The sequence below is a fragment of the Sphaerisporangium krabiense genome (assembly GCF_014200435.1).
Lineage (GTDB): Bacteria > Actinomycetota > Actinomycetes > Streptosporangiales > Streptosporangiaceae > Sphaerisporangium > Sphaerisporangium krabiense.
Genome location: NZ_JACHBR010000001.1, coordinates 1,932,567 through 1,956,790, shown reverse-complemented (window position 1 = coordinate 1,956,790; position 24,224 = coordinate 1,932,567). Strand labels below are relative to the sequence as shown.

General features: G+C 73.7%; 20 protein-coding genes. 4 read left to right on the top strand and 16 right to left on the bottom strand.

The window, feature by feature from the left end:
* Nucleotides 1–124: 124 nt before the first annotated feature.
* Genes BJ981_RS08490 through BJ981_RS08480 form a run of 3 tightly spaced genes read right to left on the bottom strand, consistent with a single transcriptional unit; the run spans nt 125 to nt 9,042 of the window.
* Nucleotides 125–7,069: a non-ribosomal peptide synthetase gene (locus BJ981_RS08490; protein WP_184609622.1), complete on the bottom strand. Its 6,945-nt coding sequence runs from the start codon at nt 7,067–7,069 to the stop codon at nt 125–127.
* A gap of 23 nt (nt 7,070–7,092) precedes the next feature.
* The gene (locus BJ981_RS08485) at nt 7,093–7,395 is read right to left on the bottom strand and encodes an acyl carrier protein (protein WP_184609620.1); all 303 of its coding nucleotides are present in this window, start codon (nt 7,393–7,395) and stop codon (nt 7,093–7,095) included.
* Between the two features lie 12 nt (nt 7,396–7,407).
* A complete protein-coding gene (locus BJ981_RS08480) occupies nt 7,408–9,042 on the bottom strand; it encodes an AMP-binding protein (protein ID WP_184609618.1) in 1,635 nt (544 codons plus the stop codon).
* A gap of 407 nt (nt 9,043–9,449) precedes the next feature.
* Between BJ981_RS08480 and BJ981_RS08475 the strand changes: the two genes are divergently transcribed.
* The gene (locus tag BJ981_RS08475; protein WP_184609616.1) at nt 9,450–10,163 is read left to right on the top strand and encodes a YoaK family protein; all 714 of its coding nucleotides are present in this window, start codon (nt 9,450–9,452) and stop codon (nt 10,161–10,163) included.
* A gap of 13 nt (nt 10,164–10,176) precedes the next feature.
* Here BJ981_RS08475 and BJ981_RS08470 read toward each other — a convergent pair whose 3' ends face one another.
* The 4 genes from BJ981_RS08470 to BJ981_RS08455 are packed head-to-tail and all read right to left on the bottom strand — an operon-like array spanning nt 10,177 to nt 11,952.
* Nucleotides 10,177–10,515, bottom strand: a complete 339-nt coding sequence (locus BJ981_RS08470) for a ScnB (protein ID WP_184609614.1) — start codon at nt 10,513–10,515, stop codon at nt 10,177–10,179.
* Nucleotides 10,512–11,225 carry a thiocyanate hydrolase subunit gamma gene (gene scnC / locus BJ981_RS08465; RefSeq protein ID WP_239139537.1) on the bottom strand — a complete coding sequence of 238 codons (714 nt, stop codon included), beginning with the start codon at nt 11,223–11,225 and terminating at the stop codon, nt 10,512–10,514. The genes BJ981_RS08470 and scnC overlap by 4 nt, the downstream gene beginning before the upstream one ends.
* Nucleotides 11,225–11,527: an SH3-like domain-containing protein gene (locus BJ981_RS08460; RefSeq protein WP_184609612.1), complete on the bottom strand. Its 303-nt coding sequence runs from the start codon at nt 11,525–11,527 to the stop codon at nt 11,225–11,227. The genes scnC and BJ981_RS08460 overlap by 1 nt, the downstream gene beginning before the upstream one ends.
* Nucleotides 11,527–11,952 carry an SH3-like domain-containing protein gene (locus BJ981_RS08455; protein ID WP_184609610.1) on the bottom strand — a complete coding sequence of 142 codons (426 nt, stop codon included), beginning with the start codon at nt 11,950–11,952 and terminating at the stop codon, nt 11,527–11,529. Before BJ981_RS08455 ends, BJ981_RS08460 begins: the two co-directional genes overlap by 1 nt.
* A 271-nt stretch (nt 11,953–12,223) precedes the next feature.
* Here BJ981_RS08455 and BJ981_RS08450 point away from each other — a divergent pair, with 271 nt between their 5' ends.
* From BJ981_RS08450 to BJ981_RS08440, 3 genes are all read left to right on the top strand, one after another.
* Nucleotides 12,224–12,661, top strand: a complete 438-nt coding sequence (locus tag BJ981_RS08450) for a (2Fe-2S) ferredoxin domain-containing protein (protein WP_184609609.1) — start codon at nt 12,224–12,226, stop codon at nt 12,659–12,661.
* Between the two features lie 106 nt (nt 12,662–12,767).
* The gene (locus BJ981_RS08445) at nt 12,768–13,079 is read left to right on the top strand and encodes a hypothetical protein (RefSeq protein WP_184609607.1); all 312 of its coding nucleotides are present in this window, start codon (nt 12,768–12,770) and stop codon (nt 13,077–13,079) included.
* A 58-nt stretch (nt 13,080–13,137) separates the two neighbouring features.
* Nucleotides 13,138–13,497: a hypothetical protein gene (locus tag BJ981_RS08440; RefSeq protein ID WP_184609605.1), complete on the top strand. Its 360-nt coding sequence runs from the start codon at nt 13,138–13,140 to the stop codon at nt 13,495–13,497.
* 154 nt (nt 13,498–13,651) lie between these two features.
* On the opposite strand, the gene BJ981_RS08435 is transcribed toward BJ981_RS08440, so the two are convergent.
* From BJ981_RS08435 to BJ981_RS08395, 9 genes are read right to left on the bottom strand one after another with little or no spacing between them, the layout of a single operon-like run.
* Nucleotides 13,652–14,851 carry a CaiB/BaiF CoA transferase family protein gene (locus BJ981_RS08435; RefSeq protein ID WP_184609603.1) on the bottom strand — a complete coding sequence of 400 codons (1,200 nt, stop codon included), beginning with the start codon at nt 14,849–14,851 and terminating at the stop codon, nt 13,652–13,654.
* Nucleotides 14,848–16,326 (bottom strand): FGGY family carbohydrate kinase, encoded by a 1,479-nt coding sequence (locus BJ981_RS08430; protein WP_184609602.1) that lies wholly within the window; start codon nt 16,324–16,326, stop codon nt 14,848–14,850. The genes BJ981_RS08435 and BJ981_RS08430 overlap by 4 nt, the downstream gene beginning before the upstream one ends.
* Entirely contained in the window at nt 16,323–18,095 is a 1,773-nt protein-coding gene (locus BJ981_RS08425; protein WP_184609600.1) for a glycerol-3-phosphate dehydrogenase/oxidase, read from the bottom strand. Before BJ981_RS08425 ends, BJ981_RS08430 begins: the two co-directional genes overlap by 4 nt.
* Before the next feature lie 11 nt (nt 18,096–18,106).
* Nucleotides 18,107–19,174 (bottom strand): DUF2804 domain-containing protein, encoded by a 1,068-nt coding sequence (locus BJ981_RS08420; protein WP_204070520.1) that lies wholly within the window; start codon nt 19,172–19,174, stop codon nt 18,107–18,109.
* The gene (locus tag BJ981_RS08415; protein ID WP_184609598.1) at nt 19,171–20,640 is read right to left on the bottom strand and encodes an NAD-dependent succinate-semialdehyde dehydrogenase; all 1,470 of its coding nucleotides are present in this window, start codon (nt 20,638–20,640) and stop codon (nt 19,171–19,173) included. Before BJ981_RS08415 ends, BJ981_RS08420 begins: the two co-directional genes overlap by 4 nt.
* Nucleotides 20,637–21,317 carry a GntR family transcriptional regulator gene (locus BJ981_RS08410; protein WP_184609596.1) on the bottom strand — a complete coding sequence of 227 codons (681 nt, stop codon included), beginning with the start codon at nt 21,315–21,317 and terminating at the stop codon, nt 20,637–20,639. The genes BJ981_RS08415 and BJ981_RS08410 overlap by 4 nt, the downstream gene beginning before the upstream one ends.
* A gap of 15 nt (nt 21,318–21,332) precedes the next feature.
* Nucleotides 21,333–22,493 carry a mandelate racemase/muconate lactonizing enzyme family protein gene (locus BJ981_RS08405; RefSeq protein ID WP_184609594.1) on the bottom strand — a complete coding sequence of 387 codons (1,161 nt, stop codon included), beginning with the start codon at nt 22,491–22,493 and terminating at the stop codon, nt 21,333–21,335.
* A complete protein-coding gene (locus tag BJ981_RS08400) occupies nt 22,490–23,323 on the bottom strand; it encodes a carbohydrate ABC transporter permease (RefSeq protein WP_184609593.1) in 834 nt (277 codons plus the stop codon). Before BJ981_RS08400 ends, BJ981_RS08405 begins: the two co-directional genes overlap by 4 nt.
* Nucleotides 23,317–24,156 (bottom strand): carbohydrate ABC transporter permease, encoded by an 840-nt coding sequence (locus BJ981_RS08395; protein WP_184609591.1) that lies wholly within the window; start codon nt 24,154–24,156, stop codon nt 23,317–23,319. Before BJ981_RS08395 ends, BJ981_RS08400 begins: the two co-directional genes overlap by 7 nt.
* Nucleotides 24,157–24,224 lie beyond the last annotated feature (68 nt).

The following is a 24,224-nucleotide window of genomic DNA, read 5'->3' as shown; positions in this document are numbered from 1 at the left end:
GGACCGTGTGTCACGCGAGGTGACTCCCCCGAAACAGCGGGATCCCGCGGTGGCGCCGGGCCGCGGGGACTAGATCAACCCAGCGTCACGACAAGATTACTTATAATGTACATAGCGGGGTCGGCTAACTCAATGGGCACTGAGTCCGGCCGCGCAGTCGCGCGACGAAGTCGGCGTAGACGGGCGCGTCCAGCAGGTCGGCGACGCTCGGCGCACGGCCGAGGCGCGCCCCGAGCCGGGCGATGAGGCGGACGCTGTCCAGAGAGCCGGCGCCGTCGGCGAAGAAGTGGCTGTCCGGCGCCGGGACGCGGCCGGTGATCGCCTCCCACTCCGCCGCCACGATCGCGTCCAGCTCCGCCCTCGGCCGGGCCGGCGCGCCGGACGCCCGGCCGGCGTCCAAGGTGTGGCCCGGTCCCGCCAGCGCGGCGCGGTCCAGCTTGCCGTGCGACGTGAGCGGCAGCGCGTCGGCGAAGACGAACTCGTCGGGGAACATCCAGGACGGAACGCGCGCGGACAGATGTCTCAGCAGCGCGGCTCGGTCCACGCCCGGTGCGCCCGCCACGACGACGGCCCGCAGGCGGCCACCGCCGTCCGGCACGACCGCCGCCGCGTCGCGGACGGCCGGATGGGCGCGCAGATGCGTCTCGACCTCGCCCAGCTCGATCCGGCGCCCCCGCACCTTGACCTGCCCGTCGTCCCGCCCCAGCCAGAGCAGCGCGCCGTCCTCCCTGAACCGCGCCCGGTCACCGGTGCGATACGCGACCACCTCGCCCCGGTCGCCGCCCGCGCGCAGGAAACGCCCCGCCTCGTCCTCCGGCTCCAGGTAGCCGAGCCCCAGGCAGGCGCCGCGCACGCGCAGCTCTCCCTCGACGCCGAGCGGCAGCACCTGCCCCGCCTCGTCGGTGACCTGGCAGACGACGTTCGGGATCGGACGGCCGATCGGCACGACCCCGGTGAGGCCGGGATCGTCGATCACCATGTGCGTGATGTCGTCGGCGCACTCGGTCGGGCCATAGGCGTTGACGATCGGCGGGCCGCCCGCGGCGAGCCAGCGGCGGCACACCTCGGCGCCGGCCGCCTCACCGGTCACCATGAGCCGGTCCAGCGCGCCCCCCGGCCGCGGCCACGGCGTCGCCCGGTGCCCGGCCGCGTCCAGCAGGGCCGCCAGGTGGCTCGGCGTCGTCTCGTACAGCCGCACTCCCCGCTCCTCCAGCCGGGCGAACAGCCGCGCCGGGTCCAGGAGCAGGTCGTCCTCCAGCACGACGGCCCGCCCGCCGCGCAGCCACGGCACGGCGAACTGCCACAGGGAGACGTCGAAGGACGCCGGAGCCGACTGGGCCACGACGCACTCCTCGTCGAGGCCGAGCAGGTCCACCTTGCTCCACCAGTGGTTGGCCATCGCGGCGGGCCCGATCCGCACGCCCTTCGGGCTGCCGGTGGACCCCGAGGTGAACAGGATGTACGCGCACGCGGCCCGCGGTCGCGCGGGCACGGGCTCGGCGTCCGCCGCAGGGCCGTCCAGGCCGTCCAGGGCGAGGAGCCGCACGGACGCCGGCAACTCGGGCGGGACGGTGTCGTGGCGGGGGTCGGTGAACACCACCTCGGCTCCGGCGCGCGCGGCCATGGCCGCCAGGCGCGCGGGCGGCGTCCCGTCCGGCAGCGGCAGGTAGGTGCCCCCCGCCCGCCAGATGGCGAGCACGCACGCCCAGAAGCGCGCGGAGCGCGGGGCCATCACCCCGACGACCGGGTGCGGGCCGGTCGCGCGCCGCAGGATGCCCGCCGCGTACCGCCGGCTCAGCGCCGCCAGCTCCGCGTAGGTGAAGGACTCGGCGGCGTCCTCCACGGCCACGGCGTGCGGTCGCGCGTCGGCATGCCCGTCCACGGCGCGCGGCAGCGTCAGATCGGCGGGCCAGGCGCGGTCCGGTCCCTGTCCCGCCGCGGTGACGCGCGCCAGCTCCTCGGGCGGCAGCCGGTCGGCGTCCACCGCGGACTCCACGTCGCGCGCCGCCGCGCGGGCGGCGTGCACCAGGCAGGACAGGTAGCGGCGCGCGTCCGCCGCCGTGACGTTCGGGGCGCGGTGCTCCACCGACACCCGGAGCCGGCGGCCGGTGGCGTCCAGGGAACACTGCACGGTGAGGTCCATGTACGTCTGGTCCAAACCGGTGACGCTCCGGACGCGGAGCGCCCGGCTCGGGTCCTCCATCAGCTCGCGGTAGAGGTGGAACTCGGTGTAGTTGAAGACCGTCGAGGGCTCGAACCCCGGCGCCAGGGCCTTCACCGTCGCGTACGGGGTGCGCCGGTGACGCCAGGAGAGCTGTTCGGCCCGCACCATCTGGCCGGCCAGGTCGCGCCAGGTGGTGTCCTGCCCCACCTCGGCCACCACCGGCATGAAGTTCAGGAACAGCCCGCACATCGCCTCGCCGCCGGGAACCTCGGGACGCCCGTTGACCACCAGCGTGGACCCGGTGAGCGGACGGCCGGTGAACAGCGCCAGGGTGCGCATGTGCACGGCCCACATCAGCGTGCGCAGCGACACCCGCAGCGTGTAGGCCGCCGCGCGCAACGCGCGCAGCTCGTCCTCGGCGAACACGTGGTCGTAGCGGTGCCACGCGCCGGGCGCCGCGGGGTCGCCCGGGGCGAGCGCGGGCCGCCAGGCGACGCCGGGGCGCGTGACCATCTCGCGCCAGTGGGCCAGCGCGGACTCGTCCTCGGCCGCCGCGCGCTCCAGGCCGACGAACGTCTCGTAGGACGGGATCGCCGTGACCGGCTCGCGGGCGGTGCGCGGGGGAGGGGTTCCCGCGCGCGCAGACCGGGCGCGTTCGTAGGAGTCCAGGATGTCGCGCCCCAGCACCGCGACGCTCCAGCCGTCCAGGAACGGTTCCACGATGGACAGGACGGCCCGGTCGCGCGCCAGCCGGTGCAGGTGGAAGGCGAACAGCGGCGGCGAGTCCCACGGGAACGGCTCACGGCGCACCCGCTCCAGCCACCGGCCGAACGCCTCGTTCCCCGCGGCCGCCTCGTTCCCCGCGGCCGCCTCGTCCCCCGCGGCGGTGAGGTCGTGCTCGACCAGGCGGGTGGCCACCTCGTCCACGACGACCTGCTCGGGCCCGCCCTCGGCGGAGAGATCGAACGCGGTACGCACGGCCTCATGCCGCGCCGCCACCTCGGCGATCGCCCCCCGCAGCAGCTCGGAGTCCACCTCGCCGTCGAGCTCGTACCCGGTGACGTACGTCAGATAGTCCCCGCTCACGTCCCGGTGATAGACCAGCCCCATCTGCAGCCCCGACAACGGAAACCGCCGCAGAACCCCATGACCGCGCCAGCGCTCATACCGCCACGGCCCTGACGGCGCGACAGGGTCCGGTGCCCCCGAAGGATCTGGTGGCGCGGATGGGTTCGGTGGCGGGGACGGATCCGGTGGCGCCGATCGCCCCGAGGGCGCGGATGGGTGCGGTGGCGCGGATGGGTCCTGTGGCACCGATCGCCCCGACGGCGCGGATGGGTGTGGTGGCGCCGATCGCTCCGATCGTGCGGGTGGGTTCGGGGACGTCGGCGTGGTCTCGCGGGTGTCGTCGCGCGTGTCGAGGCGGGCCGTCAGTGCGCGTAGCGTGCGCGCCTCGAACAGGTCGGCCACCTCGGCCGCGATGCCCGCCTGGCGCAGCGCCCCCACCAGCCGTACCGCGTTGATGGAGTCGACGCCGAGGTGGAACAGATCGGTGTCCGGCGGGACCTCCGCCATCCCCAGCAGCTCGCCCACCTGAGCGCGCACCAGGGCATCCACGACCGTGGCGTCCGGGACGCCGCGCTCCGCGGACCAGACGGGGCCCCGGTCGGCGGACCAGGCGGGGCCCCGGCCGGCCCGTCCTTCCCGTCTCGCGGATCGGGCGGGGTCCCGGTCGGCGGGTCGGGCGACGTTCGGGCCGGTCTGTTCTTCGGGACTCCTGGGCCGGGCGGGGTCCTGGTCGGCGGGTCGGGCGACGTCCGGGCCGGTCTGTTCTTCCGGACTCGTGGGCCAGGCGAGGTCGTGGCCGGTCAGGGCGTCCAGGTCCGCGCGGGCGAGTTTGCCGCTCGCCTGGTACGGCAGCCGGTCCACCGCCGTGAACAGCGTCGGGACCATCGGACGCGGGAGGTGCCGGGCGGCGTGGGCCCGCAGCTCGGCCGCCGAGACCTCGCCGCGCGGCACCAGGTACGCCTGCATGCGGCGCGGCCCGGTGACCTGCGCCCGGTACCGCACGCCGGCCGCGGAGACGGCCGGATGCTCGGCGAGCACCGCGTCGATCTCCTCCAGCTCCACCCGCTGGCCGTTGATCTTCACCTGGTCGTCGAGGCGGCCGAGGAACCGCAGCACCTGCCCGGCCCGCCACCGGCCGAGGTCGCCGGTGCGGTAGGAACGCAGCCCCGTGCCCGGCTCGACGGCGAACCGGGCACGCTCCCCGGCCGCTCCGCCGAGGTAGCCGAGGGCCACGCCCACACCCTCGACGACGATCTCTCCGACGGCGCCGAGCGGCACCTCGCGGCCGTCCGGATCGCGGACGCGCACGCGCATGCCGTCGATCGGGCGGCCGATCGGCACGAACGACCGCCCGTCCCCGGGGTCGAACGTCCACGCGGTGACGTCGACGCACGCCTCGGTCGGCCCGTACAGGTTGTGCACCCGCGCGCCGAGCCGGGTCCAGGCGAGGTGGGCCAGGGACCTCGGTAACGGTTCACCGCTGCTGAACACCTCGCGCAGGCTCGGCGGCGGCGCCGCGGCGGCGTCGAGGAAGGCGGCCAGCATGGACGGCACGAAGTGGACGGCCGTCACCCCGTAGCGGACGATGGCGTCGGCCAGGTAGCCCGCGTCGCCGTGGCGTCCGTGCCGGGCCGTGACCACGGTCGCGCCGTGGGCGGTGGGCCACAGCAGCTCCCACAGGCACACGTCGAAGCTCAGCGGCGTCTTGGCCAGCACCACGTCCCCGGGGCCGGTGGGGAACGCGCGCTGCATCCACGCCAGCCGGTTCGCCAGCGCCTCCCGGCCGACGGCGACGCCTTTGGGACGGCCCGTCGAGCCGGAGGTGTACATGACGTAGGCCGCCTCGGCGGCGCCGTCCTCCAGGGGGATGCTCCGTGGCCCGGAGCTGAGCGCGGTCACGCGTAAGGGCCGCCCCAGTGACGTGAAGGCCCCGCCGGCCTGGTCCTCCTCGACGAGCAGGCGCGCCCGGCTGTCGGCCAGCATGTGCTCCGCTCGCCCCGTCGGCAGGTCCGGGTCGAGGGGCAGCAGGACCCCGCCCGCGATCAGCACGCCGTGCGCCACGGCGATCAGAGGCGCGCCCCGTGGCAGCCGCACGGCGACCGCCTGGCCGGGACCGACCTCGGCGGCCGTCAGCCACCGCGCGACCTCCTCGGCCGCCTCCGCCATCTGCGCGTAGCTCGCCGCGACCGCGCCCCCGGGGTGGTCCTCCACGACGGCGACGGCGTCGGGACGCTCGGCCGCCCGCGCGAGCAGGTCACGCGGCGTCCACCCACCCGCACGCACGGACGGCGGTGCGGACACGGCGGCCCGCACCCCACCTGCCGTGGCGACCGCGGGCAGGTTGCTCGCGTCACCGGCCGGAGCGACCGGCCGTTCCGTGGGCAGGGTGCTCGCGTCACCGGTCGGAGCGATCGGCCGTTCCGCGGGCAGGGTGCTCGTGCCACTGTCCGGGCCGACCGGCCGTTCCGTGGGCAGGGTGCTCGCGCCACTGGCTGGGCCGACCGGCTGTTCCTCGGGGATGGGGGCCGCATCGCCGATCGTGATCACCGGCCGGTCCGGGGGGAGGGTGAAGGCGTCGGCGATCGTGGTGGCGGCGAGGTCGGCCAGCCATTCCAGTTCGTCGCGGGCTCCGCCGCCGGCGCGGCACTCGAAGGTGAGGGCCAGCTTGCCGTCGCTCGCGGCGACGTAGACGTTCATGAGGAACTTGGCGGTGCCGTTGTGCAGCAGGTACGGCCGCCAGCGCAGGCCGGCGACCTCGGCGGGGGACGGCCGGTGATGGGTGACCATGCCGGCGGGCTGGAGCAGGTTGACGGCGACGACGGAATCGCCCGCCATCGCGGCGCCGAGGTCGGCGCCGGTCTCCCAGTCGGCGTGCGTGGCCGCGTCCCGCAGTTCCGCTCCCACGCGGGTCGCCAGCGACCCCAGCGTGTCCCCCGCCGCGACCTCGATCCGCGTGGGCAGGGTCCTGACCCGGTAGCCGACCTCGCCGTCCTCGGCCGGGGGACGGTGGCTGAACGGGATCCCGACCGCCGCACGCGGTTCGCCGTTCCACCGCGCCAGCGCCGCCGCCAGCCCGCTCAGCGCGACGGCGAACATGCTGACGCCCAGGGCCGCCGCGCGCGGCGCCGCCGTGCCCCGCACGTCCACGTCGCAGACCCGCCGCAGCAGCACGCCGGTGTCCGCGGTGGCCCGGGGGTCGGCGGGGCCGAGCGCCGGCACGTCCCTGGCCAGCGCCAGACGCGGCGCCCAGAACCGCCCGGCCTCCTCGGGGGTGACGAGCGGCCGGTACGGCAGGGGCGGCGGCTCGGCGTCGGGCTCCGTCCTGCCCTCCACCAGGTCCCGGTAGCCGCCGATGATCTGGCGGACCGCCAGCCGCACGCTGAGCCCGTCGCAGACGCAGTGGTGGAAGGTGAGCTGGAGAACCCCGCCCACGGGTCCGAGGTCCCAGTACAGCGTCCGCAGCAGCGCCCGGCCGGGGAAGAAGGGCCGCCGCGCCTCCTCGCGCACGGCTTGCGCCCCCTCCCCTCCGACCCAGGAGGCGGGATCGGCCGCCGCGACCCGCGCGGCACGCCAGACAGGAGGGTCGGCGTCCCGCCAGTGACGGCCGTCGTCGTCCGGGGCCGAACGCAGCGACGGATGCCGCCGGACGAGCGCCGCGACCGACGCGGCGAGCGCCGCCGTGTCGACCGGACCCTCGATCTCCAGCGCCACGCAGATGTTGTAGGACGAGGAGAGCGGGTGCCGCCGCTGATGCCGCCACAGCGCCGCCTCCTCGGGAGTCAGCGGCCGGGCGTCTGGTCCAGGGGTGGGTGGGTGGGGGTTTGGTCCGGGAGGCATCGCGTGGGGGTTCCGGCCGGGCGTCATCGCGCGGGCCCCTCACCTGTGGGCCCCTCACCTGCGGGCCCCTCACCTGCGGGGGACGACGTGCGGGCGAGTGCGTGGGCGACGCGGTCGCCGAAGTCGTCGGCGTCGGTCGCCGTGCCGAGGTCGGCCAGGGTCATGCGGACGCCGTAGGTTCCGTAGACCGCGCCGATGAGGCGGAGCGCGGTGAGGGAGTCGCCGCCGCACTCGGTGAAGGTGCCGTGTCCTTCGGGCAGCAGACGCGACCACAGGTCGCGGACCACGTGACGGGTCGTGCTCCCGGCGTCGTCGATGGATGACATCTCACTCCCTCGTCAGGTGGCGGCGGCTCCCCGGGCGTGCGGCCCATGGCGGGAGGTCAGCAGGCGGAGATCGGACTTGCCGTTGGGCAGCAGCGGCCAGTCCGCGACGACGGTGACGGCGACGGGCGCCATGTGCGCCGGCAGCCGTTCGCGCATGAACGCCATGAGCGCGGCCACGTCCGGGGGAGTGCCGCCGGGCGTGCCGGCGACGACGCACGTCACCCCGCGTTCGGTGACGCCGACCACGGCGGCGTGCCGGACCCCGGGGCAGGCCAGCAGATGGTGTTCCACCGTCTCGGGGGCCACCCGCATCCCCCGCACCTTGCGCATGCGATCGACGCGGCCCGTCCAGACCGTCGCGTCCCTCACGGTCACGGCCAGGTCGCCGGTCTCCCACCGGCGGACGGCGCACGCGCGGCCGTGCCCGGACCCGCCGGATAGGCCGGTCCCGCTGGACAGGTCGGTCCCGCCAGACAGGCTAGACCCGTCGGATAGGTCGGACCCGTCGAGGTGGCCGAGGGCGACGCAACGGCCCGTGACGACGACCTGTCCTGTTCCGGGGGGATCCCCGGCGCGGGGACACAGGTCGACCTCCGCGTGGCGCAGGGGTGTGCCGATCGGCACCAGGGCGTCGGCCGGCTCGGTTCCGTCGACCTCGTGCGCGGCGACGATACCTGTGGTCTCGGTGCAGCCGTACATGTTCCACACCCGGGCGCCGGGCAGCAGCGCCCGCGTCCGGTGCGCGAGACCGGCGTCGAGGGGTTCGCTGGCGAACAGTACGCCGCGTACCGTGGCCAGGGCGGTCCGCAGCTCGCCGGCGGGCATCGCGTCCGTCACGGCCCGCCAGTACGACGGGGTCAGGTCCAGGTGCGTCACCCCGGTGGCGCGGACCAGCTCCGGCACGCCCCAGGGCAGGCGCACCTCCTCCTCGCTCGGCACGACGACCGTCGCGCCCCGGGCGAGCGGCAGCAGCAGCTCCCGGATCGAGGAGGAGAAGCCGAGCGGCGACACGCCGAGACAGCGGTCCGTGCCGCCCAGCCCGAGGCCGTCCGGCAGCGCCCGCGCGTACTCGGCGAGGCCCGCGTGGCCCAGCAGCACCCCCTTGGGCGTGCCCGTGGAGCCGGAGGTGAACATGACGTAGGCCGGTCCGCACGGCACGGGGGGCGGTGGCGGCTCCGCGCCTGTCGGTGCGAGCAGCTCTCTGGCGTCCAGGTCCGCGTGTGCCTTCGGCGGCGGCGGTCCCGTGGTCGGGTCGGTGATGACGGCGCGTACCGGGGCCGCGGACAGCATGCGGGCGAGCAGCGGGGCCGGGTACAGGGGGTCCAGGGGCAGGTAGACCGCGCCCGCGCGCATGATGCCGAGGGCCAGGGCCGGTGCGCGCGCCGACCGCGCCGCGGCGAGCGCGACCACGTCGCCGGGCTTCACGCCGTGGGAGGCCAGCCGCGCGGCGACCGCCCGCATCGCGCGCGTCAGCTCGCCGTAGGTGGTCGCGCGCCCGCCGTTGGTCGTGCGCTCGCCGATGACCGCGATCGCCGTCGGTGCGCGTGCGGCGGCCTCCTCGACCAGCGTGGGAAGGGTGAGCGGGCCTCCCCGTCCGTGGGCACGGCACCCGGCGCCGCACGGCTCGGGTGAGGGGAAATGGCGCAATGCTGCCGCCTCCGCGCGGAGAGGCCCGGCCACGAGGGGCGCCGGGGACGGGAGCGAACGGCGATCATCGTGATCGGGCCGTGTCGTGCGTCGTCGCGTGCCTTCTCAGTCTCGGCGAACTCACCGGGAAAAGCCATACCCATGCGCCCGGGGCCGAGGGGGAAAGGCTTGTCAAAACACGACAGGGCGGCATCGGACGCCGCTCCCCGGTCGCCTAGCTTCGGTGAGCGCATGCCGATGACCGGTCGCCTGGGGAGGGACGAGAAGAGGTCGGACCGTGGGGAGCGGGAAGACGGCTCGGCATGACCGGCCGCGTGGGGAGGGACGAGAAGAGGTCGGACCGTGGGGAGCGGGAAGACGGCTCGGCATGACCGGCCGCGTGGGGAGGGACGAGAAGAGGTCGGACCATGGGGAGCGGGAAGACGGCTCGGCCGGACGAGCTCCGTGGGTTCGGCTGGCCGGTCTGGGGCTCTCTCACCGTCATCTCGGGAATGGTCGACGCGGTCAGCTTCACGGCGCTCAGCCAGGTCTTCACGAGCAACATGACGGGGAACCTGCTCATGATGGGCTTCGCGGCCGGCGGCGCCGCCCAGTTCTCCGTGGTCGCGACGCTCATCTCGCTGGTGAGCTTCTTCGTCGGCGCCGCGTTCGGCGGCCGGCTGACCGCCGCGACGCCGGATCCGCGCCGCCGGCTGGTCCTGGGCCTGGTCGTGGAGACGGTCCTGCACGTGGCCGCCGCCCTCGCGGCGTTTCTCGTGCTGTCCCTCGCCACCCCGTCCGGGCGTTACCCGCTGATCGTCATCCTGGGCCTCGCCATGGGGATGCGCAACACCGTCATACGCCGCCTCAAGGTGCCCGACATCGTCACGACGGTGGTCACGGGAACGCTGACCAACGTGGCGGCGGACTCCGTCATCGGCACCGGCACGCGGGTGCGGATGGGCCGCAGGGAGGGCCAGATCGTCGCGCTGGTGATCGGCGCGGCGGTCGGCACCGTGATCCTGCTCAGGTTCGGGCTGCCCGTGGCGCTCACGGTGATCGCCGGCGTCAGCGTGCTCGTGACGCTCGGGTACGTCGCCCGCAGCGGCGGGCCGGAGGAGGGAGGCGGCGGCCCGGACTGAGCCCGGGCGGCGGTCACTCCTCGGTGAGGCGTGTCCGCACCTCCGCCATCTTCCGCCGCAGGTCCGCCTCGCTGAAGACGTTCCTGTCCATGAGGGCGTGCGCGACCGTGAGGGCCGAGCGCGTGCGGACCGGGAACCTGACGTAGATCGTCTCGCCCAGCCGGTCCTCCTCGTGCCTGCGCTCCAGGTTGTCGAGGGCGCCCGCCTTCGACAGGCATTCGCAGGTCACCTGCATCCGCGACTCCCACGGCTCCGGCTCGCCCTCCAGGCAGGCCAGGTTGGTGTCGGTGCGCTCGCCGATGTCGTCGAGCGTCTCCATGAGCACGCCGTACGTGCGCGTCCCGGCGCTCACCGCCACGCCGCCTTCGCCTGCACGTCCTCGTCCGAGGTGCGGCCGGCCTTCGGCAGCGCCACCCCGATCATGGTGTCGCGGGTGACGATCTCCGCGAGCTGCTCGTCGCTCCAGCCTTCCGTGCCCTCCGGGCGCATGGGCATCACCATGAACCGCGACTTCTGGTTGGAGTCGTGCACGCGGACCTCGACCTCCGGCGGCAGGTGCAGGCCGAACTCGGCGAGGACCTCGCGGGGCCGCCGGACCATGCGCCGCCGGTAGCTCGGCGTCCGGTACCAGTCGGGCGACATGCCGAGGACGGGCCGCGGATAACAGGAGCACAGCGTGCAGACGATGACGTTATGTACCTCAGGGGTGTTCTCCAGCACGTAGAAGAAGGTGTAGTCGCTGGGCGTCCCGGTGCCCGTGGGCTTGAGCCAGTCGATGCCCACCTCCTTGCACGCCTCCGTGCCGTTCTCCAGAAGGCGGCGTTTGAACTCGGGGTCGTTCCACGCCTTGGCGACGAGCTTCGAGCCTCCGTGCGGGCCCACACCGTCCGCCCACTCGGCGAAGCGGCGATGGTCCTCGGCCGAGAAGATGCCCTTCTCGATGGCCAGTTCCCGCACGGCGAGTTCGAGGATCTCGAACTCGCTGACCCGCGAGGCCACCGGGAAGGTGGGGTGGCCGTCATGGCCGTCGTGGCCATCGTGGCGGTGGTGGCTTCCGCTCATCACTTCTCCTTGCGCGCCGGCTCCAGCCAGCGCTCCGAGAACTCCGATTCCAAGGTGTCGCGCTCGAACCCCGTGTAGTCCGGCCACAGGTCGGTCTGCTTGAAGCGGACGACGTAGAAGGGCTCCTTCCTGCCGTCCTCGACGCGGCCGAACGCCTCGTCCTCCGGGATCACCCACTCCGGACGGTGATCGCTGACGACGCCGACATGGCCACGCGTGTACTTCTGCGTGCGCGTGTGGAACAGCGATGTCTGGTTCCGTACGCGCACCTCGTCGCCGATGTCGAACTTCGGCTTGGCCATCACTTCTTCCCCTTCTCGTACCGCTCCCGGATCTCGTCGATCTTGGCGCCGAGCTCGTCGACCGTGATGTATCCCTTGTCGACGAGCGACTTCGTCGCCACCGTGATCCAGCGGGCGTAGTACGGCAGCCCGAAGTACTGGGTGCCACCGAGGTCGTTCTCGCGCCTGCGCCGCTCCTCGGAATTCCACGCGCCGCGCCAGCCCAGGCATTCGCACGTGAGATAGGTGTTCATCTCCCACGGCTCCTCGCCCTTCTCCAGGTAGGGCGCGGGAGTGTCGACCTGACCTCCGACGTCGTGGAGCACCCACCGCAGCGCGGCGTACGCCTCGTTCGAGATGGTGTACGGCGAATCCAAAATCTCGCGCTCTTCGGGGGCCAGATCCTTGGCCTTTTTCTGAAGCTGGTCGTATGTGAGTCCCGGCATTGTTCTCCCCGTTCTGCGAGAACGTCGTCTGACACCATACCCAGCGATACCGCAGACCGTGGAGCATCAAGTGGAAAAGAGGGTCAAACAATGTTTACCTGTGCGCATGAGAAACTCTTGAACGACGTTTTCCGATGACTTGGAGGCGTCACACTGCGGTACAGGGAACACCTCGCGGGCGATGATCGATCGAAATCGTCTGGCGCTTTTTTCGGGGGGCGGTCATGGTGGGGACGGAACCGCGGGTGCCGGGGTCGGCGCGGTGAGCGGGGTGGCGTCCAGAGCGGGCCGGGCGCTCGGATGCCTGGTGACCGTGTGCCGGGGGTGCTGCTGCGGTACCGCCAGGAAGCACCCCGGCGTCGGCCACCAGGAACAGCCGAGGCGGCTGCGGCGGGGCCTGGTCCAGCCGTTCCGGGTCCGGGTGGTGCGGGAATGCCTGGGGCCGTGCGCCTACTCCAACGTCGTCACCGTCAGCCCGTCGCGGGAGGGGCGCGCCGCGGGCGGGCGTCCCGTGTGGCTCGGATTCGTGTTGGACGAGCAGATCATCGATGACATCGTCGCCTGGGTGAACGCCGGAGGGCCCGGCCTCGCCGACCTGCCCGCCGTGCTGAGCCTCCACACGTTCACCCCGCCGCGCCGGGCGCACGGTGCCGCCGCGGCGCCGCGGATCGCTCCCGGCGGCTCCGCGCCGGCGCCCGGCCAGGCGTGAGCGTCCGCGACTCCCCGGATTATCGAAGGGCAGGACTGGAAAGAAAAGCGCTGTAGGAACGGGCGGCGAAGAGAATTCGCCTTTGCGTCACGGAAACGGAACCAGAATGGCGGAGTTCGAGAAAAGGCTGGCCTGTGTGATCGAGGCCGACGGGTCCGTCAATCGCGGATATCTGATCTCCGGCTGCCGGTTCGACGGGACGAACGAATACGTCATCCGCTGGGAGGTCCCGCTCCAGGGTGAGGCCAAGACGAACTTCGCGGGCACCGTCGGCAGCGCGCTGACCGAGCCCGTGGAGCCGGGCCTGATCACGGTGGGCCTGGACGACGACCCGCACCAGATGGTCGTGCGCACCTACGCGCCGGACGGCACCCCGGCCCCCCGTTCCTTCCACATCGCCTGCTTCCGGGACCGGTGAGCACGCGAAACCCTCCCCCCGGGCCAATCCGAGTCCACGAGGGCAGGTGTGCGAAGCAATGACCCTTCACACGGAGAATCCGCCGCACCGGACGGCCGTCGCCCTGCGGCTGGCGCTGACCGTCCTGCTCGCCGGGGTCCTCGGCGCCGTGGCGTCGGCCCCGCCGGACGCGTACGCCATGACGTCCGACGGGGTCGGCAGCGCGGCGGCCACCGGTGACGGCAGGAACGGCATCGCCCGTTCGCGCATCGGGAACGGCAGCTACAACAAGATCTACGCCGGCCAGAACCCCACCACCATGCGCGGCGTGCAGCAGGTGTCCAACACGATCGTGAACGGCAACTCCCCGACCCAGGTGGCCAAGTGCGTGAAGAGACGCGTCTGCGTCATACGTCAGAAGCTCTGGCACCGCTGGTGATGGTCCCGGGGGTGACCCCCGCGACGGTAGCTCCTGGCTGCCCCGCACGATGCCGAACCGTGCCTCCGACAGGCAGGTCGGCGGGCCCTTGATGCCCTCGGCGGGGGGAAGAGAGGACGGGGAAGACAGGGAACGAGCGAGGGCGAGCGGTCGGTCACCGGGCGGGCGGGGCAGGCGCCTGGCGGACGACGCCCTCGTGCGCCAGACGGGCGGCGTGCTCCTCGGTGACGCCCAGCTCGGTGAGCAGCTCGAAGGTGTGCTGGCCGAGCAGCGGTGGCGGCGTGGCGCCGTGCCGGGCGTCGCCCACGGTGAACCCGGCGCGGACCAGTTCCAGCGGGCCCGCCGTCGGATGCGCGACCTGGAAGGTCGAGCCGGGTGCCGCCCTGAGCGCCTCCAGGACGCCCCGGATCTTGCCGGTCGGCACCCCGGCGGCGTCGAGCAGCCCGGTCCACTCCTCGGCCCCGCGCGTGGCGAAGACCGCCTCCAGCTCGGCGATCAGCGCCTCGCGGTGGCGGACACGGCCGGCGTTGGTGCCGTACCGCGGGTCGGCGGCCAGGTCGTCACGGCCGATCGCCCCGCACAGCGCGCGGAAGAGGCGGTCGTTGCCCGCGGCGACCACGAAGCCGCCGTCGGCGGCGTGGAAGGTCTGGTACGGCACGACCGCCGGGTGCGCGTTGCCGTAGGCGACCGCCTCCTCGCCGGAGACCAGCGCGCTCTGCGCGACGTTGACCAGCCCGGACAGGGCCGAGCCGAGAAGGGAGACCTCCACCCGCCCGCCGGGGCCTCCGCTCGCGCGCCGGTGCAGCGCGCCCAGGATCGCCACGGCCGCGTTGAGCCCGGCGAGCACGTCGGTGATCGCCACCCCCACCTTGCTCGGGGAGTCGCCGGTGATGTGCATGTAGCCGCTCTCCGCCTGGATCGTCGCGTCGAAGCCGGGACGGTCCTCGCCGGGGAAGCCGCTGATCGAGCAGTACACGACGTCCGGGTTGCCGCCGCGCACCGCCTCGTAGCCGAGGCCCAGGCGCTCGGCGACGCCCGGCCGGAAGTTCTCGATCACCACGTCCGCCTCGGCGCACAGCCGCCGGGCGATCTCCCCGCCCGAGGGGTGCTTCACGTCGAGCGCGATGCTGCGCTTGCCGCGGTTCAGCGCGAGGTAGTAGGCGGCCTCGCCGCCCGCGTACGGCGGGCCCCACGCCCGGGTGTCGTCGCCGTGCCCGGGATGCTCGACCTTGACCACGTCCGCGCCGAGCTCGGCGAGGATCATGGTGGCGTACGGCCCGGCCAGGACGCGCGAGAAGTCGGCGACCCTGATGCCGGCGAGCGGCCCAGGCGCGGGGCTCTCCGGCCCGGTCACGAGCCGAACCGCCGGACCGCGTCCACCGCGTCGAGCCAGCGGCGGTAGCCGTCCTCCGCCACCTCGCGCGGCGAGAAGACCCGGACGTCGCCGCGCGCCGCGGCGATCTCGCCGGGGCCGCTCCACACGCCGCCCGCCAGGCCCGCGAGGAAGGCGGCGCCGAGGCCGGTGGTCTCGGTGGTCTCCGGGCGCGCCACGGGCCGGCCCAGCAGGTCGGCCTGGATCTGGCAGAGCAGGTCGTTGGCCGAGGCCCCGCCGTCGACCGCCAGCCGGGAGACGGGGATGCCGGCCGTGCCGGCCACCGCCTCGACGACGTCGCGGATCTGGTAGGCGATGCCCTCCAGGACGGCGCGGGCGAGGTGGGCGGCGGTCGTGCCCCGGGTGATGCCCAGCAGGGCGCCCCTGGCCGCCGGGTCCCAGTGCGGGGAGCCGATGCCGGTGAGGGCGGGCACGAAGACCAGCCCCTCGCTGCCGGCCACCGAGGCGGCCAGCCGCTCGCTGCCGGCCGAGTCGCCGATCAGGCCGAGCCCGTCGCGCAGCCACTGCACCGCCGCCCCGGTGACGAAGACCGACCCTTCGAGGGCGTACCGCACCGGCTCGTCGCCGAGTTGCCACGCGACGGTGGACAGCAGCGCGCCGCCGCCGTCCGCGATGCGGTCACCGGTGTTGACCAGCAGGAAGCTGCCGGTGCCGTAGGTGCACTTCATGTCGCCCGGGGTGAAGGCCGCGTGCCCGAACAGCGCGGCCTGCTGGTCTCCGGCGATCCCGCAGATCGGCACGTCCAGGCCGAGGAAGTGCTCGGGGGCCGTGCGGCCGACCGGCGCGCTCGACGGGACGATCTCCGGCAGCGCCGACTCTGGCACGCCGAACAGCTCGGTCAGCTCCGCCGACCACCGCGCGGCGGCCAGGTCGAACAGCAGCGTCCGTGAGGCGTTCGACGGGTCGGTCGCGTGCAGCCGCCCGCCGGTGAGCCTCGCCAGCAGGTAGGAGTCGACGGTGCCGGCCGCGACACGGCCCGCCCGCACGCCCTCCCACGTCCCGGGGGCGTTGGCGCGCAGCCAGGACAGCTTGGTGGCCGAGAAGTACGGGTCCAGCGGCAGGCCGGTCAGCGCGCGGATCCGGGGCTCGTGCTCCCGCAGCCGGTCGCACTCCCCGGCCGAACGGCGGTCCTGCCAGACGATCGCCCTCGTCGCCGGGCGCATCGTCACGCGGTCCCACAGCACGACGGTCTCGCGCTGGTTGGTCAGCCCGAGACACGACACCGGCGTGGCGCCCGCCTGCTCCGCCGCGCCGAGCGCCGCGGAACAGGCGCCCAGCACGGCGGTCCAGATCTCGTCCGGGTCGTGCTCGACGAGGCCGGGCGCGGGGAAGTGCTGGGGGAACTCCTGGTGCCCCTTGGCGACCACCCGGCCCTGCTCGGAGACCACCAGCGCGGTGACGCCGGTGGTCCCGGCGTCGACGGCCAGCACGCTCATGCGGCACCGCTCCAGCGGCCGGCGAGGTCGGCCAGCAGCGGGGCCAGCTCGGTGTCGTCCGAGGTGTCCAGCGCCGCGCGGGTCACCTCGGCCGCCCGCGTGTAGCTCGCGGCCTGCTCGGCCGCCCAGCTCTCGTCGCGGCCGAGGGCAGTGGCCAGCAGGGCGGCCACGTGCGGCGCCGCGCCCGCGCCCCCGTCGGCCGTCTCGAGGCCGGTCCTGGTGCGGCGGCGCAGCACGTCGTCCACGGTCATCGCGGCCTCGTGCCGCGCGGCGTAGAGGACCTCGCCGGCCAGCAGCGAGGGCGCACCCGGCACGGGTTCGAGCAGCGCGGGGTCCCGGCGTCCCATGGCCAGCAGCAGCGGGTACTCCGCGCCGTAGCGGCGCGCCAGCCGTTCGACGGTCGCCGCGGGCAGCCCCGCCGCGGCGGCGGCCGAATCGCGCCGGGCCCACGCCTGGTGGAAGCCGCTCGCGCCGGACAGCGGCAGGTGCTCGGTCGCCGACGGCCTGACCGCGGGCAGCCCGGCGACGGCGGCGTCCACCGCGTCGCGGGCCATCACCCGGTAGGTGGTGAGCTTGCCGCCCGCCACGACCACGCAGCCCGGCGCGACCTCCCGCACCACGTGCTCCCTGCTGATGGCCTGCGTCCGCTCCCGGTCGGGCTGGTCGACCAGGGGGCGCAGGCCCGCGTAGACGCCGAGCACGTCGTCGGGCGTCAGGGGCTCGCGCAGCCACTGGTTGGCCTGGTCGAGCAGGTAGCGCACGTCGGCCCCGGTCGGCAGCACGGGCCCCGGGCCGTTGTCCCACGGCGTGTCCGTCGTGCCGAGCAGCACCACGTCGCCGGTGGGGATGATGAACAGCACCGAGCTGGGCGTGCGCGCGATCAGGGCGCTGTCCATCGGCAGCCGCTCGCGCGGCAGGACCAGGTGCACGCCCTTGGAGGCGCGCACGCGCACCGGGCCGGTGCCGAGCATCTTCTGCGTGAGCCCCGACCAGGGGCCGGTGGCCAGCACCACCCGGCGGGCGCGGACGGTGAACCGCTCGCCGCTGAGGGTGTCGACGCAGGTGGCCACGGTGTGCCCCGGGCGGGTGGCCAGCCCGGTGACGCGGACCCGGCTCAGCACGGTCGCGCCCTCGCGCGCCGCGGTACGGGCCAGGGCCAGCACCAGCCGGGCGTCGTCCACGTGCCCGTCGTCGTAGGACAGCGCGCCGACCGCCGCGTCCCCGCGCAACTGCGGGGCCTGCCGGAGCAGGGCCTTGCGGGTGAGGTGGCGGTGGCGGCGGAAGCCGTGCCGGTCGCCGAGCCCGGCGAGGGCGTCGTAGAGGGTCAGCCCCGCGCCGACGTACCCGCGCTCCCACACCCGGTGGGTGAGCGGGTACAGGAACGACATGCGCTGGACCAGGTGCGGCGCCAGCTCCTGCAGCAGGCCGCGCTCGTGCAGCGCCTCGCGGACCAGGCCGAACTCGAGCTGCTCCAGGTAGCGCACGCCGCCGTGCAGCAGGCGGCTGGAGTTGCTCGACGTGCCGGAGGCCAGGTCGCCGCCTTCGAGCAGCGCGGTCGTCAGGCCGCGCGAGGCGGCGTCGAGCGCCGCGCCCGCGCCAGTCGCGCCGCCGCCGACCACCAGGACGTCGAGCAGGTCGCGGGTCAGCTCGGCCAGGTCGTCGTCACGGCGCAGCGGGTCGAGGACGGAGCCCGCCCCGAAGGGCAGCCCCGCCGCGAACGGCTCGGGGCCCAGGGGTTCGTTCCAGGCCGTGCCCTGGACGGATGTCATCTGTCCCTCCTTCACCAGCGCCTGCACACTTCCTCGGCCCAGCCGAACAGGTCGTCGATCTCGACGACGGTGCCGTCGTCGGCGACCACGGTGCCCCGGTAGTGGCCGAAGGCCTGGTCCTCCCGGCTGTGCAGGTAGAGCCGGGTGACGTCGGCCGAGCGGACGTGCTCGGGGACGAACTCCAGGTCGACCCGCTCGCCGGTGATCCGCCACGGCGCCATCCAGTCGGAGGTGTCGTAGCGCCACACCAGCTCTTCACTGATCTTGTGCAGCCGCCCGTCGAGGAACAGGCCGTTCTCGACGCTGCCGGTGCCGTCGGTCCACTTGCCGCCGATCTGGACGCCGACCTCGCGCCCGCCGGAGCGTCCCGACGCCGCGCCCCAGTTCCACAGGACCTTGCCGGGCCAGCGCCCGCGCCCGTGGTCCAGGGTGGCGAGGGTGTCGTCGGCCGACAGCCGGATGCGGCGCCCGTTGACGGTCAGCGAGCCCTCCGCGGGCCGCCCGAGGTCCTTGACGGTGTACTGGAAGCGCCGCGACGACCAGGGCACGACGACCGCCAGGCTGTCGCGGCCCTCGATCCGGTGGACCAGCAGGTCGGCCTCGAACTCCGGCGACCTGAGCCTGAGCCGGGTGCCGTCGGCCGTCTCGTCCACGGCGATCCTGAGCGTGCCCTTGCCGATCCTGACGCTGCCCTCGCCGCTGCGCTCGGAGAAGGAGGTGCCCCGGCTCGGCACGATGAGGCTGCGGCTGGAGACGTCCCTGCCGGTGGTCCTGTCGAGGTACCAGGCGGACTCGCTGGCCAGGTAGTCCAGGCTGGAGGCGCTGAAGGCGAAGACGTGCTCGGGGGTGGTCAGGCACCAGTACTCCCAGCGCATCGTGCGCCCCCAGCCGCGGATGTTCGCCCGGTGCAGGGGAGTGCGGCTCCAGCCGACCGCCGCGGGGTTGAGCCGCCCGTCGGGACGGCACAGGTCCACCCTGCTGGTGATCTCGCGCTCCACGACCCGGCGCGAGCCGTCCTTGGCCTGCGCGTTCTCGCGGGGCGCGCCGTCCCCCGTGCCGCCGTTCGTCTGCCCGGTCATCGTCCCAGCCCCACGCTCACGTACTTGTACTCCACGAAGTCCTCCACGCCGTGGTGGCCGCCCTCGCGGCCGTACCCGCTGCCCTTGATCCCGCCGAACGGTCCCTGGGGCGGGGCCAGCGGGGCCCCGTTGACCGAGACGATGCCGAACTGCAGCTCCTCGCAGACCCGCATCGTCCGGGCCAGGTCGCGCGTCCACACGTACGCGGCCAGGCCGTACGGCGTGGCGTTCGCCCTGGCCAGCGCGCCCGCGACGTCCGCGTCCCGCACGCCCTCGCCGCCGGCTTCGTCCCCGGGGTCCGCGCCGAACGTCAGGACCGGCGCGACGGGGCCGAAGGTCTCCTCCCGGCACACGAGCATGTCGTCGGTGACGCCGGTCAGCACCATGGGCGGGACGAACCTGCCCGGCCCCTCCCGCCGGGTCGTCGCCAGGCGGGCGCCGCGGGCGAGGGCGTCCTCGACGTGCCGCCCGACCTTGGCCACCGCGCGGTCGTCGATGAGCGGGCCCATCGTGACGCCGGGCTCGGCGCCGTTGCCCACGGCGACCGCCTCGGCGAGCTTGACCAGCTCGTCCACGAACTCCGCCGCGACGGACTCGTGCACGTAGATCCGGTTGGGTGACGTGCACGCCTGGCCGGCGTTCATGAACTTGCTCCTGGCCACGCCGGCCGCGGCGGCCGCCACGTCGGCGTCGGGGAAGACGAGCACGGGGGCGTGGCCGCCCAGCTCGACGCTGAGCCGCTTGACGTCGTCCGCGCTGCGCCGGATCAGCTCCCTGCCGACCGCCGTCGAGCCGGTGAAGGACACCTTCCGCACCCGGGAGTCGGCCATGACGGCCCCGGCGAACTCCTCGGGCCTGGTCGTGGTGACCAGGTTGAAGACCCCCGGCGGGAAGCCCGCCTCGGTCAGGCACTCGGCGACCGCGATCGCCGACATGGGGGTCAGCTCGGACGGCTTGAGCACCACCGTGCAGCCCGCGGCCAGCGCCGGGCCCAGCTTCCTGGTGATCATCGAGACCGGGAAGTTCCACGGGGTGATGCCCGCGACGACGCCGACCGGCTCGGGCAGCAGCCACATGCGGGTGTCGGCGCCGGTCGACGGGATGGTCTCGCCGTACACGCGGCGGGTCTCCTCCGCGGCCCAGAGGAGGTGGTCGGCTCCCGCGACCACCTCGCCCGCGGCCTCGGCCAGTGGTTTGCCCTGCTCGGCCGTCATGATGGCGCCGATCTCCTGCGCGCGGGCGGCGAGCAGCGCGGCGGCCTGCCGCATGATCGCCGCCCGTTCGTGCGCCGGCATGGCCCGCCAGCCCGGCAGGGCCGCCGACGCGGCGTCGACGGCCTCGACGGCCAGGTCCGCGCCGCACTCGGCGACCTCGGCGACCGTCTCGCCGGTCGCGGGGTCGGTCACCGCGAAGCGTTCCGCCGTCTCCCGCCACTGCCCTCCGACGAGGGCCCGTCCTGTCCTCATGGTTCACCGTCCATCGCTTGGATCAACGCGTTCATCGCCGCCATCTCGTGCGCGTGCTGCAGCTCGCTCGCGCGGGCGATGTCCCCCTCCGCCAGCGCGTCCCTGATCGCGACGTGCTCGGCGTGGGACTGCGGCAGCCGCCACGGCACGAGCCGGAAACCGCGCTGCGCCGTCTCGGTCTTCGACCACAGGCCCACGAGCATCCGGTGCACGAGCCGGGACTGCTCGGTGTCGCATAACAACGAGTGGAAGCGCCGGTTGAGCGCGGCGAACGCGGCGACGTCGCCCGCGGCGATGGCCACGGTGGAGCCGGCCAGCACCTCGTCCACCGCCGCCAGCCGGGCTCCGCTGAGCGGGGCCTGGTGCAGTTGCAGGGCCAGGGAGGTCAGCGCGGCCCGTATGCCGTACAGCTCGCGCACGTTCTGCACGGTGAAGTCGGCGACGACCGCGCCGATGTGCGGGCGCTCGACCAGCCACTCCTCGGAGACCAGCTGCTTGATGGCCTCGCGCACCGGGGTGTCGCTGATGCCGACGGCCTGGGCGACCACCCTGGTGACGATCTTCGTCCCGGGGGGCGCCTGGCCCGACATGATCATCTGCTTGATGTGTTCGGCCGCCAGCTCCGCCTTGGTGCGGAACTGCTGGGCAACGCCCTGCGCGGGGAACGTCTCTGTCATCGCTGCGGACACCCTTCAGACCTGTTGGACGGTCAGCGGCTCGATCGCCGCGCGGTCCAGCTCTACACCCAGACCGGGGAGGTCGGGAACAGCGACAAGCCCAGAGGAATCAGGAAGAAGCGGCTCGGCCAGCATGACGTGGAAGGCCTCGGGGACGATCACCGGCGGGTCGTAGGGGTACTCCAGCCAGTCGCAGTTGGGCAGCGCGGCGCAGAGTTGCAGGTTGCCCGCCACCCCGAGCCCGGTGGCCCAGGCGTGCGGGATGACCCTGCGATGCCTGGCCGCGGCCATGGCGCCGAAGTCGCGCAGCGCCGAGATGTCCTCGCTCTCGTTGGCGTCCGGCTGGTAGATGCTGAAGCAGTCGTCCTCCAGCATCCGCACGAGCTGGCCGATGCCCCGGTTGTGCTCGCCCCCCGCGATCGGGACCGGCGAGGCCGCGGTCAGCTCGCGCAGCGCGCGGTAGTCGTGGCGGGGAAGCGGCTCCTCCAGCCAGGCCACGCCGAGGCCGGCGAACTCCTTGGCGGTGGTCAGCGCCCGGTCGAAGTCCCACAGCACGCGGGTGCCGTCGGGACGGTAGCGCCAGCGCGCCGCGGCCTGGTTGGCGTCCACCATGATGGCGACGTCCGGGCCGACGGCCTCGCGGACCGCCGCCACCTGGGCGACGTCCTCGGCGACCGTGTCGGCGTGCACGCGCAGCTTCAGGCCGGTGAACCCCTCGGAGACCACGCGCAGCGCGTCCTCGACCCGCTGGCCGGGGGAGCGGACCTCGCCGAAGCTGGCGTAGGCGCGGACCTTCCGCGAGTGCCCGCCCCACAACTGGTACAGCGGACGCCCGCACGCCTTGCCGACCGCGTCCCACACCGCGACGCCGACCACCCACGGGCGGGGGAAGACGTACTCGGCCACGTAGCGCAGGTGGTTGGCGATGTGCCCGGTGGCGAACAGGTCCATCCCCACGAGCCTCGGCCTGATCCACCCGCGGATGGTCTCCAGCAGCAGCGGCCCGGTCGAGTGCCCCATGTCGCCGCCGGCCACGCCGACGACGCCCTCGTCGGTCTCGACCTCGACGATCACGGCGGACATGGAGCGGTGGGCGCCCTCCGGAGCCCACGAGGGGACGAACGGGCGGGGGTAGGGCAGCTCGATGAGGCGTGCCCGGACATCTCGGATTCTCATCCCTTGGTCGCTCCGTCCGCGAGGCCCTTGACGAGGTATTTCTGCACGGCGAGCGCGAAGATCACCACGGGCAGGACGGTCAGCACGCCGACCGCCGCCAGCGGGCCCCACAGCCCGCCGTGCTCGGTGTCGGCCGCGATGCCGGCGATGGCCACCGGGATCGTGACGGCCTTGTCGTTGGTGAGGATCAGCGCGAACAGCAGCTCCTCCCACGCCAGGATGATGCAGTAGATCAACGTGGACACCAGGCCGGGCAGGCTGCACGGCACGATGATCCGGAAGAACGCGCCGAACCGGTTGCAGCCGTCGATCATGGCGGCCTCCTCCAGCTCGGGCGGCAGGCTCCGGAAGAACGCGCGCATCAGCCACACCACGTACGGCACCAGGAACGTCACGTAGGCGAGGATCACGGTGATGTACTGGTCGGTCAGGCCGAGCCTGCGCGCCACCAGGAACATGGGGACGACCAGCGCGATCGGCGGCACCGCCCGGGAGGCCAGGATGAGCCCGGCGACGACGCCCGCCCCGCGCATCCGCATCCGGGACAGCGCGTACCCGGCCATCGCGCCCGCGACCATCGAGATGATCGCCGAACCGGCCGCCACGATCACGGTGTTCAGCATGCGCGGCAGGATCCGCGCCTGGTTGAAGTAGCTGGTGTAGTTGTCCAGGGTCAGTTCGCTGAACCAGCGCGGCGGCACCGTGAAGATGTCGCGCGGCACCTTGAACGAGATGCTCAGCATGTAGAGCACGGGGAAGAGGAAGACGAGAGTGGCCAGGATCGCGCCGCCGATCGCCGCGGCGCGGCCAAGGCGGCCGGTGCTCACCATCGGTTCTCCAGACGACGGGTGAGGCGGAACAGGAAATAGGTGATGATCATGGTGATCAGCAGGACGACGGTCGCCATCGAGGACGCCGAGCCGAACTCCAGGCCGCGGAAGCCCTTCTCGTAGATATAGAGGTTGACCACGTCGGTCGCCTGCCCGGGGCCGCCCTTGGTCGCGGCCAGCGCGATGTCGAACATCTTGACCGCGCCCAGCCAGCGGACGACGAACGCCGCGGCGACCACGGGCACCAGCAGCGGGATCGTGATGTGCCGCAGGATCCGCCACCGGCCCGCGCCGTCGGCGCGGGCCGCCTCGTAGACGTCGGTGGGCAGCGCCAGGATGCCCGCCGAGGCGATCAGCACCACGAACGGCGTCCAGCGCCAGGTGTCGATGAGGATGAGGCTGACCATGGCGAGCGTGGGGTCGCCGATCCACTCGACCGGCCCCACCCCGACCAGGCCGAGCGCGTAGTTGACCACGCCCCACAGCGGGTCGAGCAGCATGCGCCACACGCCGCCCGCGACGACGGGCGCGACCACCATCGGGATGAGGAACAGCGCCCGCAGCAGCCCGCGTCCGCGCCACTCCACGTTGAGCAGGAAGGCCAGCGCGAAGCCGAGGACCATCTGCAGCGGCAGGGCGATCACCAGGTAGACGCCGGTCACCTTGAGCGACTGCAGGAAGCCGGGATCGGCCAGCACGGCCTGGTAGTTCCGCAGCCCGACCCAGCCGCTGGGCTGGAAGGTGGCCAGGTCGAAGTCGGACAGGCTCACCCAGACGGTGTAGATGATCGGGTAGAGCAGCATGCCCGCCAGCAGCACCAGCGCCGGACCCATGAAGATCCACGCCGTCCCGGGCTCGCCCAGCCGGATGCGGCGTGGGCGCGGGGAACCACCGGCCCCCC

Bases quoted from the DNA above. Each gene is read 5' to 3' on its own strand.
- scnC (WP_239139537.1), bottom strand. From the start codon at position 11,225: ATGAGCGGAAGCCACCACCGCCACGATGGCCACGACGGCCATGACGGC.
- BJ981_RS08430 (WP_184609602.1), bottom strand. From the start codon at position 16,326: ATGAGCGTGCTGGCCGTCGACGCCGGGACCACCGGCGTCACCGCGCTG.
- BJ981_RS08440 (WP_184609605.1), top strand. From the start codon at position 13,138: ATGACCCTTCACACGGAGAATCCGCCGCACCGGACGGCCGTCGCCCTG.
- BJ981_RS08445 (WP_184609607.1), top strand. From the start codon at position 12,768: ATGGCGGAGTTCGAGAAAAGGCTGGCCTGTGTGATCGAGGCCGACGGG.
- BJ981_RS08455 (WP_184609610.1), bottom strand. From the start codon at position 11,952: ATGCCGGGACTCACATACGACCAGCTTCAGAAAAAGGCCAAGGATCTG.
- BJ981_RS08405 (WP_184609594.1), bottom strand. From the start codon at position 22,493: ATGAGAATCCGAGATGTCCGGGCACGCCTCATCGAGCTGCCCTACCCC.
- BJ981_RS08420 (WP_204070520.1), bottom strand. From the start codon at position 19,174: ATGACCGGGCAGACGAACGGCGGCACGGGGGACGGCGCGCCCCGCGAG.
- BJ981_RS08400 (WP_184609593.1), bottom strand. From the start codon at position 23,323: ATGGTGAGCACCGGCCGCCTTGGCCGCGCCGCGGCGATCGGCGGCGCG.
- BJ981_RS08395 (WP_184609591.1), bottom strand. From the start codon at position 24,156: ATGGGTCCGGCGCTGGTGCTGCTGGCGGGCATGCTGCTCTACCCGATC.
- BJ981_RS08475 (WP_184609616.1), top strand. From the start codon at position 9,450: ATGGGGAGCGGGAAGACGGCTCGGCCGGACGAGCTCCGTGGGTTCGGC.
- BJ981_RS08490 (WP_184609622.1), bottom strand. From the start codon at position 7,069: ATGCCTCCCGGACCAAACCCCCACCCACCCACCCCTGGACCAGACGCC.
- BJ981_RS08485 (WP_184609620.1), bottom strand. From the start codon at position 7,395: ATGTCATCCATCGACGACGCCGGGAGCACGACCCGTCACGTGGTCCGC.
- BJ981_RS08415 (WP_184609598.1), bottom strand. From the start codon at position 20,640: ATGAGGACAGGACGGGCCCTCGTCGGAGGGCAGTGGCGGGAGACGGCG.
- BJ981_RS08425 (WP_184609600.1), bottom strand. From the start codon at position 18,095: ATGACATCCGTCCAGGGCACGGCCTGGAACGAACCCCTGGGCCCCGAG.
- BJ981_RS08460 (WP_184609612.1), bottom strand. From the start codon at position 11,527: ATGGCCAAGCCGAAGTTCGACATCGGCGACGAGGTGCGCGTACGGAAC.
- BJ981_RS08410 (WP_184609596.1), bottom strand. From the start codon at position 21,317: ATGACAGAGACGTTCCCCGCGCAGGGCGTTGCCCAGCAGTTCCGCACC.